At 24.8% G+C, this 13595-nt stretch carries 17 protein-coding genes and 1 riboswitch; of the genes, 8 read left to right on the top strand and 9 right to left on the bottom strand.

The genetic code is table 4. The features are described 5' to 3' along the window. Window positions 1-147: 147 nt before the first annotated feature. Together AACL02_RS03700 and AACL02_RS03695 are read right to left on the bottom strand one after the other, a co-directional pair. Entirely contained in the window at window positions 148-513 is a 366-nt protein-coding gene (locus AACL02_RS03700; protein WP_339042840.1) for a hypothetical protein, read from the bottom strand. Next, window positions 473-775, bottom strand: a complete 303-nt coding sequence (locus tag AACL02_RS03695) for a hypothetical protein (RefSeq protein ID WP_339042839.1) — start codon at window positions 773-775, stop codon at window positions 473-475. Before AACL02_RS03695 ends, AACL02_RS03700 begins: the two co-directional genes overlap by 41 nt. Between AACL02_RS03695 and AACL02_RS03690 the strand changes: the two genes are divergently transcribed. Beyond that, window positions 721-1542 carry an IS1595 family transposase gene (locus tag AACL02_RS03690; protein ID WP_339042078.1) on the top strand — a complete coding sequence of 274 codons (822 nt, stop codon included), beginning with the start codon at window positions 721-723 and terminating at the stop codon, window positions 1540-1542. The genes AACL02_RS03695 and AACL02_RS03690 overlap by 55 nt on opposite strands. On the opposite strand, the gene AACL02_RS03685 is transcribed toward AACL02_RS03690, so the two are convergent. Beyond that, window positions 1528-1749, bottom strand: coding sequence for a hypothetical protein (locus AACL02_RS03685; RefSeq protein ID WP_339042838.1), 222 nt, complete (start codon window positions 1747-1749; stop codon window positions 1528-1530). The two genes, AACL02_RS03690 and AACL02_RS03685, sit on opposite strands and share 15 nt — an antisense overlap. Before the next feature lie 172 nt (window positions 1750-1921). Here AACL02_RS03685 and AACL02_RS03680 point away from each other — a divergent pair. Next, window positions 1922-3039 (top strand): IS3 family transposase gene (locus AACL02_RS03680; RefSeq protein ID WP_422397827.1). Its coding sequence is split into 2 segments (ribosomal slippage): window positions 1922-2192 and window positions 2192-3039, totalling 1119 coding nucleotides; the frame shifts between segments, so codons are not numbered across the junction. A gap of 2 nt (window positions 3040-3041) precedes the next feature. Here AACL02_RS03680 and AACL02_RS03675 read toward each other — a convergent pair. Then, window positions 3042-3398 (bottom strand): hypothetical protein, encoded by a 357-nt coding sequence (locus tag AACL02_RS03675; protein WP_339042836.1) that lies wholly within the window; start codon window positions 3396-3398, stop codon window positions 3042-3044. A gap of 115 nt (window positions 3399-3513) precedes the next feature. Beyond that, window positions 3514-3601: riboswitch (TPP riboswitch) on the top strand. A gap of 60 nt (window positions 3602-3661) precedes the next feature. Between AACL02_RS03675 and AACL02_RS03670 the strand changes: the two genes are divergently transcribed. Together AACL02_RS03670 and AACL02_RS03665 are read left to right on the top strand one after the other, a co-directional pair. Then, a complete protein-coding gene (locus tag AACL02_RS03670; protein ID WP_339042835.1) occupies window positions 3662-4708 on the top strand; it encodes an energy-coupled thiamine transporter ThiT in 1047 nt (348 codons plus the stop codon). A gap of 71 nt (window positions 4709-4779) precedes the next feature. Next, window positions 4780-5028: a hypothetical protein gene (locus AACL02_RS03665; RefSeq protein ID WP_339042834.1), complete on the top strand. Its 249-nt coding sequence runs from the start codon at window positions 4780-4782 to the stop codon at window positions 5026-5028. A gap of 25 nt (window positions 5029-5053) precedes the next feature. Here the strand turns inward: AACL02_RS03665 and AACL02_RS03660 are convergent, their stop codons facing one another. Beyond that, complete coding sequence (locus AACL02_RS03660; RefSeq protein ID WP_339042833.1) at window positions 5054-6349, bottom strand: APC family permease; 1296 nt, start codon at window positions 6347-6349, stop codon at window positions 5054-5056. A gap of 503 nt (window positions 6350-6852) precedes the next feature. Between AACL02_RS03660 and leuS the strand changes: the two genes are divergently transcribed. Then, window positions 6853-9291, top strand: coding sequence for a leucine--tRNA ligase (leuS, locus tag AACL02_RS03655; protein WP_339042832.1), 2439 nt, complete (start codon window positions 6853-6855; stop codon window positions 9289-9291). Window positions 9292-9301: 10 nt separating this feature from the next. Continuing rightward, window positions 9302-10015 carry a sugar phosphate nucleotidyltransferase gene (locus AACL02_RS03650; RefSeq protein WP_281747899.1) on the top strand — a complete coding sequence of 238 codons (714 nt, stop codon included), beginning with the start codon at window positions 9302-9304 and terminating at the stop codon, window positions 10013-10015. Between the two features lies 1 nt (window position 10016). Here AACL02_RS03650 and AACL02_RS03645 read toward each other — a convergent pair whose 3' ends face one another. Continuing rightward, complete coding sequence (locus AACL02_RS03645; RefSeq protein ID WP_339042831.1) at window positions 10017-10508, bottom strand: hypothetical protein; 492 nt, start codon at window positions 10506-10508, stop codon at window positions 10017-10019. Window positions 10509-10905: 397 nt separating this feature from the next. Between AACL02_RS03645 and AACL02_RS03640 the strand changes: the two genes are divergently transcribed. Beyond that, window positions 10906-11598 (top strand): IS1595 family transposase, encoded by a 693-nt coding sequence (locus tag AACL02_RS03640; protein WP_339043548.1) that lies wholly within the window; start codon window positions 10906-10908, stop codon window positions 11596-11598. 53 nt (window positions 11599-11651) lie between these two features. Here the strand turns inward: AACL02_RS03640 and AACL02_RS03635 are convergent, their stop codons facing one another. Then, window positions 11652-12047: a redoxin family protein gene (locus AACL02_RS03635; RefSeq protein WP_339042830.1), complete on the bottom strand. Its 396-nt coding sequence runs from the start codon at window positions 12045-12047 to the stop codon at window positions 11652-11654. Window positions 12048-12133: 86 nt separating this feature from the next. Here AACL02_RS03635 and AACL02_RS03630 point away from each other — a divergent pair, with 86 nt between their 5' ends. Then, window positions 12134-12697 (top strand): hypothetical protein, encoded by a 564-nt coding sequence (locus AACL02_RS03630; RefSeq protein WP_339042829.1) that lies wholly within the window; start codon window positions 12134-12136, stop codon window positions 12695-12697. 53 nt (window positions 12698-12750) lie between these two features. Here the strand turns inward: AACL02_RS03630 and AACL02_RS03625 are convergent, their stop codons facing one another. Together AACL02_RS03625 and AACL02_RS03620 are read right to left on the bottom strand one after the other, a co-directional pair. After that, window positions 12751-13287, bottom strand: coding sequence for an IS1595 family transposase (locus tag AACL02_RS03625; RefSeq protein ID WP_339042828.1), 537 nt, complete (start codon window positions 13285-13287; stop codon window positions 12751-12753). Between the two features lie 6 nt (window positions 13288-13293). Continuing rightward, a complete protein-coding gene (locus AACL02_RS03620) occupies window positions 13294-13572 on the bottom strand; it encodes a hypothetical protein (RefSeq protein ID WP_339042733.1) in 279 nt (92 codons plus the stop codon). Between the last annotated feature and the right edge of the window lie 23 nt (window positions 13573-13595).

Genomic DNA, 13595 nt, shown 5'->3' with positions numbered 1-13595 from the left:
AACTTACTTATTTTTATTAATTTATAGTCTAATTATTTTTTATAAATAATTAGATTTTTATATATTAACAATATTTTGAAATAATAGGTTTATTAAAATACTCCTTTAAATTTATTTTTAAAGGAGTATGAATATTTAAAAAATAAATTATGAGTATAATCGAAAACCGTTCCCTAAAATTGTTTTAATTTGTCCTCCACTTTCAGATCCTCATGTTTCACCATAATGAGCAATGATGATTTGAAAAAATCATTTTCCATTTTCTTCATAAAAAGTTAATCCTAATTTAATAGTTATTAATAAACTGGCAAGTAAGAAATTTTCTTTATTATTACATATGATAATATTACAAAAATTTGCTGGGTTAATAGGTCCATTTTTTGTTACTTTTGCATTTATTAAATATTTTTGAAAATTTAGATTTTTAACAACTTGATTAATGTTAATAGTTGGATATCCTGTATCGCCTCAGCTATAAGATGAATCTACATAATCTTCTAGTACCATTTTCATTAAAAAAAGTAATATATCGATAATCAATTGGTAAACCATATTCTGTATTTCATTCAAATGTATGGATAAATGAATTATTTCTAGTCTGTTTTCAATAACTTATATCAGTTAGTCTTCTGTTATTAAAATGAAATTCTGTTGTTTTTCATCATATTTTTGTCATTTTTTTAAACGGACTTCTCCCCACATGTACTTGTGGAGGGAATAATGAAACTGAATGAATTCAACAATGCTTTTCAAACTGAACAGCAATGTCTTGCATATATAGCAAATTTGAAAGAAAACAAATGTATTAGGTGTTTTAATTTTAATTTGAATACTTCTGATTTAAAAAGAATGAGATGTTTAAAATGTAATCAAACATTTAGCATTCTCACAGGCACCATATTTTCAAGGTCACAAACATCTTTAACATCTTGGTTTTATCTTATCTTTAGATGAATAAACACCAAACATGGAATTCCATCAACAGATATTGCAAAAGAATTGGGAGTGACTTTGAAAACTGCTTGAAGAATGACTCATAAAATCAGAACACGTATTGCAAAACAAAAACCTCAATTTATTGTTGAAGGTACAGTGCAAATTGATGAAATGTATCTTTCACATATGGGTTTTAAAAAAAAAGGAAGATCCTTGGTGAATAAAACCTTGATTGTTGGCATTTATCAAAAAACAACCAATAATTTAATTGTGAAAGTATTGAAAAACGCAAAGAGTAAAAATCTTTTGCAGTTTGCAAAAAACCACATTTCTTCAAAATGTCTTGTATATACTGATTCTTGAAAAGGATATTGCGATTTTAAATCAGTTTTCACTAAGCATGAAACAGTTAACCATCAAGATGGCTATGTTTCAAAAATTGGTGTAAATACCAACCAAATTGAATCAGTTTGAAAACATATAAGAAGAACATTTAAAACACATATCAAAGTTGCAAAACATCATGTTCATTTATATGCTAAAGAAGCTGCATATAAATTCAACAAGATACCTAGTTTTGAAACTGTAATTCTATGTTTGATTTAAAAATGTGGGGAGAAGTCCGTAGATAGGCTTTTCTCAGCATTTATGTGATAAAATTAAAATAGTACATAAAGGGAGAAAAGCCTTTTTAAATTCTTTTTGTTTTGCTGGACATTTATAAATGCCATTAATAGTTAAAACATAAATATTTTTATTACTATCAAAAGTAATATTACTAACATCATATGTATCATTATCAATCACTTTCATTTCAATAAAATTTGATTGTAAAAAATCAAATTTATAAACTTTATTTATTGCAGAGTTATTATTAGTTATTATATAAATATTTTTATTACTTATTATTATTTTTTTGTGGATGGGTTACACTTTATTGGACACTAATTACATAGACAAGTGAACAAAGAAAGGAACTATAATTATGGCCAATATTAACTCATATACCGATGAATTTAAAAAACAAATAGTAGCTTTATATCAAAGTGGCAAATCAGTATCTTGCCTTGTTAAAGAATATAATGTTACAAGAGCAGCTACTTACAATTGAATTAAGCAATTTACTAATTCATGTAGTTTTAAAACTAAAGATAATCGTTCTGTTGAAGAAAATGAAATAATTAAATTAAGAAAAGAATTAAAACAATTAAGAATGGAAAATGATATTTTAAAGCAAGCAGCACTAATAATAGGCAGAAAGTAGAGATTATTGCAAATAATAAATCTAAATATAAAATTCGCACAATGTGTCATTTTTTAAAACTCTCTAAATCAACATATTATTTTAATTTAAAGAAAAAAAATAAAATTCAAAATAATATTTATGAACAAGCTGTTATTAGTGCTTTTAAAAAAAATAAAGAAGTTTATGGTACTAGAAGATTAAAAGTCATTCTAGAAAACCAAGAAATTTATTTATCAAGACGAAAAATTAAAGAAATTATGAATAAACATAATTTAATATCAAAATACACTAAATTATCATTCAAAAATTATCATAATAAAGTCAATGATAGTCAAATAACCAATATTGTTAATAGAAACTTTAATAATAGAGTTAAAAATGAAGTTATTGTTAGTGATTTAACTTATGTTCAAGTAAATGGTAAGTGAAACTATATTTGTTTATTAATTGACCTATTTAACAGCGAAATAATTGGACATAGTGTAGGTACTAAAAAAGATGCATCATTAGTATATCAAGCATTTATGCACTCAAATCGCTGTTTAAAAGATATTCAAATATTTCATAGTGATCGCGGTAATGAATTTAATAATAAAATTATTGATAAACTTTTACTAGCATTCAATATTAATCGCTCTTTAAGCAAAAAAGGTTGTCCTTATGATAACGCTGTTGCTGAAGCAACCTTTAAAACTTTCAAAACCGAATTTATTAATGATAAAAATTTTACATCATTAATCCAATTAAAATTAGAATTATTTGATTACATCAATTGATATAACAACATAAGAATTCACGGCACTTTAAACTACTTAACTCCAGTTAATTATCAAAAACAAATGTCTACCAAAAAATAGTCCTAAAAAGGGTTGCCATTCCATACTATCATTTTTTCGAATTCTGTTTGTTCTGCTAAACATTTATAAACAGTATTATTAGCAAGTGCATAAATATTTCTATTTCTATCAGTTGTTAAAGACTTAATTTCATTTATTTTTCAATTATTATTTTCATTTTTAATACTTGTTTTAATTTTATTATTTGTGTTATTGATAAATAAGGTATTTAAACTGTTTGTACTTGCTATTGCTAAAATTGTTGTTGTAATTAGTGTTGATATCTTTTTCATATTTAAAAAACTCCTTTTTATTTTTTCCCAATAACTTCTTATTTTTAAGAAGTGAATATATTTTATTTTTTTTCAAATAAATTTCAAATAAAAATAGAACAAATTTTAATTTAAACTAAAAATCATAAAAAAATATATTTTATATTTAAAAAAATATTTTGAATGTTATAATAGTAGTAAATATGGATTAATTTGCATATATTATATAAAGCAGGGGTGGCATTGCCTGAGAAATACCCTATAACCTGATCTAGTTAGTACTAGCGGAGGGAGACTTTATTTTTTATATTTTAAAAAATGATAACTCCTTTTTGTTATGTAAGATAAATTAAAGGAGTTATCATTTTATTATGTTTAAAGAACAACTATTAACAACTATCAATTATAATAAAATTAAAAGCAAACTGGGGGTAGGAATGTTAATTAAAGCATCAGCCATTTTTAGTTTAATTACTCTTTTAACATTAACAGTTATTATTAGTATTTTACCTGCTAGTAGTATTAATCACTTTTTTAAAGTTACTACTATTATTGGTTGACAATTTTATAGCAGTAAAATTTATTTAATATTAATTCTTTGTTTATTATTAATTTCAGCAATTTTATTATCTGTTATTACATGAACAGTTAAAATAGAAGATATGCATAAAAATATTGTTATTGTTACATTACTATCAATTTTTAGTATCAATCCCATTGCATTAATTTTTAATTGAATTAAACATTATCAATGACAAAAAGAAGAAACTTTTGCCATTTTAAAAACAAGATGATGAACTAATTTTAAATTTGCATTTGGTATTAAACGATGATTAGTTATTGATTATACAATTATTGGTTTATTTACTGGTGTAACTATTGCTTGTGCTTTTATTGAACAAAATTTATTACCAAAAATGCCATACGGCGGCGGTATTGCTATTAAATATATACCTTTAATGGTTATTAGTTATATTATTGGCTTTGCAGGTGGATGATTAACAGGTATGATTAGTGCTTTAATGTCATTATTATTTATTGGTGGTGGTTATGTTATTAATGCTTGAAGTTATTTATTAGATTATTTTTTGCCAATGACAACGCCCGCTATTATTTCATTATTACGTTTTAATTTAAAAGCTGATAAATCAATTTTTACTTATATTAATTATTTTTTACATTGTTTTTTAGTTTGTTTAATTATTTATTTTTGACAAACAATAGCAGGATATTTTATTTGATCACAAATTACTAATGCTGACGGAAGTAAAAATATTTGATCAGGATTTAATCCTCTTTTTTACTCATTAGTTTACAATTTTATTCATATTTTTTTGTTTACTTATCCAATTATGCAATTAACAATACCTTTTATTTATCGTGGTTTAGTTAGTCACTATGTAGAAAGATATCGTTAGAATAGTAATTGTAATTACTATTTCTTTTTTAAATAGCGTTATAATATTAATTGATAGAAAGGGTGATTATAATGAAAAATGATGAAATAATCAAAGAAGATATTATTATTATGGATGGTGATATTAAATTAATGAATAAAGCATTAAATGAGAAAAAGGTTGTATTAGCAGCAATTGAATTAGGAAAACATGCTCAACATACAATTGATATTGGTTGATCTGAACATTTTCAAGCATATGCTAAATTAAAAAGTACAACTACTACTGGTACTTGTTTTGGTAAAAAACCAGCAACTCATTTAGTTTATTTTTGGCGATAATAAGATAATATAATTTTTAAGTAATTTAATTAACTACTAGATGAGAATTAAAAATAAATTCTTTATCTAATTGATTTTGATATTCTGGATTTGTTATTAATCTTTGTTTTAGTTTTGGTTTATAATAAGTAAAATAAATAATAGTAGCAATTATAATAAATACTCAAAACATTAAAAACTTAATCGCAATTGCAATTAATATGATTCCTTTGTTGCTTACTAAATCATGAATCATATTATAATTAAAAATAATGAATTGACTAATTAAAAATAATAAACAGATAATAAACATAATTCATTCAGTAACTTTTATTTTTATTTTTTTATAATAACCCATAACACAAGTTGCTGCTATAACAAAAAGATAAACAAAGATTGTTATATTAGTTGTAAATCCCAACATTTGGTTATAATTAAAACTAATTCCAATTAAATCCGGAATTATTAGCATAATAATACAAACTATAATTGTAATTATAAAATTAATAGTATTACCATACATTGCAATATTTTCTTTATTTAATTTGGCTATTTTTTCACTAATGTATCCTTCTTTGGCTAATGGTTGTAGCATAGCTCCAGAATATAGCGCTACTTGTATTACACCATTCAATTTAATTGATAAAGTACAAATAACTAGTAAAATGATACCCGTTGTACCAGCAATGCCAGCAATAACATTATTTGGGTTATAATTATTACCACCATTTGCTCATCCGTTATTACCATTAGGTCCCTGCGAACTGATGGCACCAATAATTAAAATTGTAATCATTAAATAAAAAATAGTTGTCAAAAATAAGACAATAATTGTTCCCCTACCTAAATTTTTATTAGGATTTTTAACATTTTTTCCAATAACAGTAAAGGTCTCAAAACCAAGGAAAAAGTAGAAAAAATTACTAAAAGCATTATTAAAAATATTAATTGTAAAATGAAGATGTTTAGTACCAACAAATGCTTGTTGATAAACTATAGTGCCGTTTTTGATTACCAGAATAATGGCACAAATAATCAAAAAACAAGTTGACAGTCATTTAATGATTCCTGAAATATTAACAAATCAACGAAAACCTCTTAATCCAAAATAGATACAACTTGTAACCAAACAATAAACTATAATTCCTAAACTATCAATAAATAAATTAGATCATCTATCAGGTAATCAAGAAAAAAATGATAATTGGTTTAAGTTAATTCTAAACATTGAAATAATACCACCAATAACAGTAGATGGTAAAATGATATATTGCATAAAGCCGGTTATTAATCCTCAAAAACGACCAAAAGTTGCTCTAACATAAATATATGCTCCAACCATTATTACCAGCATAAACTTTACTACATTTTAAAAAAGCACATGCACTAATACTAGCAATTATAGCGCCTAAAATCATAATTCAGATTAGATGTAATCCAACTCCGCCATTATTTCAATAATATATTCCTATAAAAGACATAGGAAAAGCTATTGTGCAAGTATAATTAAATCCAAAGTCACACCAGTTCTCCTAAGCCTATTTTTTGCTGCTTTGTTTTTTGTTTTAAAGACTTATTTAAAACTTTTTGTGTGTTCATAGAATCCTCCTTTGAATTTATTTAATATTAACGATAATTATATAGTATATTTTATTTGAAATACAATAAAAACTATTTCTTTTTTGTAGAAAATAAATATTAGCAAATGTTTTAATAACATTGATTGATAATTAACAAAATATTTAAAATATAATTTAATCAATAAGTAAACATTGCAACTTGTTAAATGATTATGATATTATGGTTTTATGATTACTTTACCTGAACATATTAAAGGAGAAAAACATGAGTTATAATCACCAACAAATAGAAAAAAAATGACAGCAGTATTGATTAAAAAATGAAACTTTTAAAACAAACATTGATGATAATAAAAAACCAAAATCATATATTCTTGATATGTTCCCTTATCCTTCAGGATCAGGTTTACATGTTGGCCATCCTAAAGGTTATTGTGCTACTGATGTTATTTCTCGAGTTAAAATAATGAATGGTTTTAATGTTTTGCATCCAATTGGTTGAGATGCTTTTGGTTTACCAGCTGAGCAATATGCCTTAAATACAGGTAATAATCCAGAGACATTTACTAAACAAAACATTAATAATTTTCGTAAACAATTACAAAGTATTGGTCTAAGTTTTGATTATAATAAAGAAGTTAATACTACAGACCCTCAATATTATAAGTGAACACAATGAATTTTCATTAAACTTTATGAACAAGGGTTAGCTGAAATTAAAGATGTTGAAGTTAATTTTTGTGAACAGTTAGGAACTGTTTTAGCTAATGAAGAAATAATTAACATTAATAGTCATATGGTTTCTGAACGTGGTAATTTCCCAGTTATTAAAAAACCAATGCGTCAGTGGGTTTTAAAAATTACTAAGTATGCTGAAAAATTATTAAAAGGATTAGATGATTTAGACTGACCAAATAGTGTTAAGGAATTACAACGTAATTGAATTGGTAAAAGTGTTGGAACATTAGTTGATTTTGTAGTTGAAAATAATAAATGTAAGGTTTCTATTTTTACTTCAAGGGTTGATACTATTTTTGGTGTTTCATTTTTAGTACTTGCTCCTGAACATCCATTAATTCATGATTTAACAACTAGTGAATATTCGCAAGCAATTACTGAATACTGTTTAGATGCTAAAACTAAAACAGATTTAATGCGTCAAGGAGATGATACTTTAAAATCTGGTGTTTTTACTGGAAGTTATGCTATTCATCCTTTTACTAAAAGTAAATTACCAATTTGAGTTGGTTATTATGTTTTAAATCATTATGGGACAGGAGCAATTATGGGTGTTCCTGCACATGATAGTCGTGATTTTATTTTTGCTAAAAATAAAAATTTACCAATCATTTTTATTATGAAAACTAATAATAAAAATGAACCATTTTTGGGTACTAGTGAATATATTAACTCTGATTTTATTAATGGTAATGATTTAGAAACAGCTACTAATTTAATTGTTAAAAAATTACTAACTTTAAAACAAGGAAAAGTACATACTGCATATAAGTTACGAGATTGACTTTTTTCTCGTCAACGTTATTGAGGTGAACCTTTTCCGATAATTTATTGAGAAGATGGTACAATCTCAACAGTAGATGAACAACAATTACCAGTATTATTACCAAAAATGACTAATATTAAGCCATCTAATTCGGGGAATGCACCTTTAACTAATGCACCAAATTCCTGATTACATGTAACTAGAAAAGATGGTGTAAAAGGAAAAAGAGAAATTAATACAATGCCACAATGAGCAGGTAGCTGTTGATATTATTTAGCATATATTTTAAAAAATAATGATGGTACTTATTGTGATTTTAATAGTGCTATTGCGCAAAAACGTTTTAACTATTGATTACCAGTTGATTTATATATTGGCGGTCAAGAACATGCTGTTTTACATTTATTGTATGCTCGTTTCTGACATTTAGTACTATATGATTTAAAATTAGTTAGTGTTAAAGAGCCATTTTTAAAATTGGTAAATCAAGGTATGATTCTTGGTGAAAATAATGAAAAAATGTCTAAATCACGCGGTAATGTTGTTAATCCAGATGATATTATTAATGAGTATGGTGCTGATACTTTACGAATATATGAAATGTTTATGGGACCATTAACAGCATATTTACCGTGATTAAATAGTGGTTTAGTTGGTTGTTATAAGTTTTTAATGCGTATTTATCGTCTTGTTAATAAAGATGAGTATAAAATAAAAATTACTACTAAGAATGATAAATCATTAGATACAATTTATCATCAAACTGTAAAAAAAGTAACTAATGATATTAACGATTTAAATTTTAATACTGCTATTGCACAACTTATGATTTTTATCAATGCTTGTTATAAAGCACCAACTATTTATCAACAATATTTAGTTAATTTTTTAAAATTATTAAATCCATTTGCTCCACATATTGCTGAAGAATTATGATTTCAATTTGGTAATAAAGAAAGTATTAATAAAAGTCAGTTTCCAAGTTATGATGAAAAATTTTTGATTACTAGTGAAGTTACTATTGCTATTCAGATTAATGGTAAAACGAAAATAACTTTAGTAGTAAAAGAAAATTTAAATAATCAAGAACTTTTAAAAGTAGTTAATAATGAAGAAAAAGTAAAATATTGATTGCAAGATAAAACAATTATTAAGACAATTTGTATACCAAATAAGATTGTTAATTTTGTTGTTAAGTAAAGGAGGAATAATGAAAGTTGCTATTATTTTTGCAGCAGGAATTGGCAGTAGATTACAACCTATCTCAAATAATGTTCATAAATCGTTAATTAAATTTAAAGGTTTAACTTTAATTGAACATATAATTAATCATTTAATTGAAATACATGATTTAAAAAAAATTATTGTCATTACTGGTCATTTAAAAGATGAATTTAATTTTCTTACTCATAAATATTCAAAATTAATTTTAATAAATAATCAACATTTCCTTGATTATAATAGTGGTTATGCTTTGACATTAGTATCATCATATTTTAATGGTCAAGATGATATTTTTATTATTTCTGGTGATATGATTAGTACAAAAAATATTTTTTTAAATAATTTTTCAACTAATATGATGGCCGCTATTAATCGTGATCATGATAATATCAAAGAAGATTGAAGTTATAAATTAAACAAGAATGGTAATATTATTGATATTATTAAAAGTAAAAAAAAGGATAGTTTCTTGGCAGGAGAATGAAGTTATATTACTAAAAAATGAGCAAAAGTTCTTGGTGAAGATTTAATAAATCCACAACAAGAACTTGTATTGCAAACAACAATGGTTGGTAAATATTTAATTAGTAATAGTATTAAACATAATTTTGAATTAAAACCTTATGTTTTATCATTTGATTGTCATTGGGATGTTGATAATATTATTGATTTAGAACGAACTAATAAATATTTTAAATAATTTAAGTAGTTAATTTTTTTCCAGAAGTTGTTGTTGAAACTACTGTAATTTCTTCACGATTACAACTATGTGCAACATTTTGGAATGGATTAGTAGTATTACCGTTTAATTTTAGTGCTTCTGCTGTTGTTTCTGCTACTGATTCATTTTCTGGATCTAGTGCATCTACTTCTTTAAAACTAACTTGTCCATTACTACGAGCAATAACATTATTGTTTTGATTAACATTATCTTTATTTTTAATAATATTAACTGACTGATTTAGTTTAGGTTTTTTAGTTCGATTATTAAATAGTGAAACTAAAAGTTTTTTTAATCATATGTATGGAAAAAAAGAAATATAAGCGACATCTTTTGCAAATTTTACAATTCAATTTCTACTACTACCACCAGAAGAAGTATTTGCTTTTTCTTTTTTATCTTTTTCACCTTGTAATTTATCAAAAATTTCTTTATTTGGTTGTTGCTGTTGTTGCTGTTGTTGTGCTGACATAATTTTTCACATCCTTTTTTATTTAAAAATAATTAGGTTCCACTTATCTAATAAAAAAGAATAAGTCGAACCTAATGGTCTTTAATAATTTAGTTTATTATGTTGTTAGTATAACATATTTTCAATTTTTAAGCACAATAATTAAAAAAATAACATCCTTACTTTTGAGTTAATAAATCATAATTTTATTTAAAAATATTTATTTTATCTTTTAATTTTTATGAAAAATTTTACGGACTTCTCCCCACATGTACTTGTGGAGGGAATAATGAAACTGAATGAATTCAACAATGCTTTTCAAACTGAACAGCAATGTCTTGCATATATAGCAAATTTGAAAGAAAACAAATGTATTAGGTGTTTTAATTTTAATTTGAATACTTCTGATTTAAAAAGAATGAGATGTTTAAAATGTAATCAAACATTTAGCATTCTCACAGGCACCATATTTTCAAGGTCACAAACATCTTTAACATCTTGGTTTTATCTTATCTTTAGATGAATAAACACCAAACATGGAATTCCATCAACAGATATTGCAAAAGAATTAGGAGTGACTTTGAAAACTGCTTGAAGAATGACTCATAAAATCAGAACACGTATTGCAAAACAAAAACCTCAATTTATTGTTGAAGGTACAGTGCAAATTGATGAAATGTATCTTTCACATATGGGTTTTAAAAAACAAGGAAGATCCTTGGTGAATAAAACCTTGATTGTTGGCATTTATCAAAAAACAACCAATAATTTAATTGTGAAAGTATTGAAAAACGCAAAGAGTAAAAATCTTTTGCAGTTTGCAAAAAACCACATTTCTTCAAAATGTCTTGTATATACTGATTCTTGAAAAGGATATTGCGATTTTAAATCATTTTTCACTAAGCATGAAACAGTTAACCATCAAGATGGCTATGTTTCAAAAATTGGTGTAAATACCAACCAAATTGAATCAGTTTGAAAACATATAAGAAGAACATTTAAAACACATATCAAAGTTGCAAAACATCATGTTCATTTATATGCTAAAGAAGCTGCATATAAATTCAACAAGATACCTAGTTTTGAAACTGTAATTCTATGTTTGATTTAAAAATGTGGGGAGAAGTCCGTAGATAGAATTTTCTCAGCATTTATGTGATAAAATTAAAATAGTACATAAAGGGAGAAAAGCCTTAATAAATTAGTAGTATTACTAAAATTATTTTCATTATTACGATAATCACTTAAAATATGAAAATTATTATTCATTTTTAGTTTTTCACAAAAGCGATTTTGAGCAAATGGTAAATCTTTGGAAATAGTAATAATAACTAAATCTTTTAATTTAGTGGCCTCTTTATTAAAGTGTATAGTTTGTAAAGCACAAGTTTTAGTATCAATGCTTGGTACACTAGAAATAATTTTAAATTTATTAGTGAATTTTTCCAAATTCATATTATCCATTGTTTTATTAACTGCAGAAAATGATAAAGTATCTCCAACTTTGATTATTTCATTTTTAATATGAACGGGTTTACCTTTAATTGTTAATTGCAACATAATATTTTTTCTCCCTTTTTATCAAATGTATTTATAATATTATTATAACTAAATTTATTAAAGATAATCTATTAAGGAGTAACAAAGTGTTAAAAATTTTAAATAAATTTAAAATTGTGATTCAAGAATTTAAAGTGGTTTTTAAAGCAGTGGGGACTAAATACATTTATAAAAATAAAAGAACAGTTATTAAAAGTATTGCACTATGTTTTATTCCATTTTTATATGCGTTTATTGCTTTATGAGCTTTTTTTAATCCATTGGGAAATATTAATCGTTTACCAATTGCTTTAGTTAATAATGATAGTTCTGCAGTAGGAATTAATCGTGTTATTAATAGACATAATTTAAATTTGGATGATGAAAATCATAATAGTAGTGGTGCTTATGAATTTAAAATTAATGATTTACAAATTAACAATGAGAAAAAAACATTTACTGTTTATTATTATGATGATTGAAAAAGTTATTATCAACATCAAAATGACAAAACTTTTTTAACTGAAATTATTATTGATAGTTGTTTTACTAATGATTTTAATGATTTTTTTAAAAAAGCTTTTAAAGTAGTTATTGAAAATATTAAAACTCCAGGAAGAATTTGGAATCTTATTAATCAAAGGCTTTTCTCCCTTTATGTACTATTTTAATTTTATCACATAAATGCTGATAAAAGCCTATCTACGGACTTCTCCCCACATTTTTAAATCAAACATAGAATTACAGTTTCAAAACTAGGTATCTTGTTGAATTTATATGCAGCTTCTTTAGCATATAAATGAACATGATGTTTTGCAACTTTGATATGTGTTTTAAATGTTCTTCTTATATGTTTTCAAACTGATTCAATTTGGTTGGTATTTACACCAATTTTTGAAACATAGCCATCTTGATGGTTAACTGTTTCATGCTTAGTGAAAACTGATTTAAAATCGCAATATCATTTTCAAGAATCAGTATATACAAGACATTTTGAAGAAATGTGGTTTTTTGCAAACTGCAAAAGATTTTTACTCTTTGCGTTTTTCAATACTTTCACAATTAAATTATTGGTTGTTTTTTGATAAATGCCAACAATCAAGGTTTTATTCACCAAGGATCTTCCTTGTTTTTTAAAACCCATATGTGAAAGATACATTTCATCAATTTGCACTGTACCTTCAACAATAAATTGAGGTTTTTGTTTTGCAATACGTGTTCTGATTTTATGAGTCATTCTTCAAGAAGTTTTCAAAGTCACTCCCAATTATTTTGCAATATCTGTTGATGGAATTCCATGTTTGGTGTTTATTCATCTAAAGATAAGATAAAACCAAGATGTTAAAGATGTTTGTGACCTTGAAAATATGGTGCCTGTGAGAATGCTAAATGTTTGATTACATTTTAAACATCTCATTCTTTTTAAATCAGAAGTATTCAAATTAAAACTAAAACACCTAATACATTTGTTTTCTTTCAAATTTGCTATATATGCAAGACATTGCTGTTCAGTTTGAAAAGCATTGTTGAATTCATTCAGTTTCATTATTCCCTCCACAAGTACATGTG

The organism is Spiroplasma endosymbiont of Apeira syringaria (assembly GCF_964020205.1).
Classification (GTDB): Bacteria; Bacillota_I; Bacilli_A; order Mycoplasmatales; family VBWQ01; genus Spiroplasma_E; species Spiroplasma_E ixodetis_A.
This window is presented reverse-complemented; position numbering and strand designations above follow the sequence as displayed.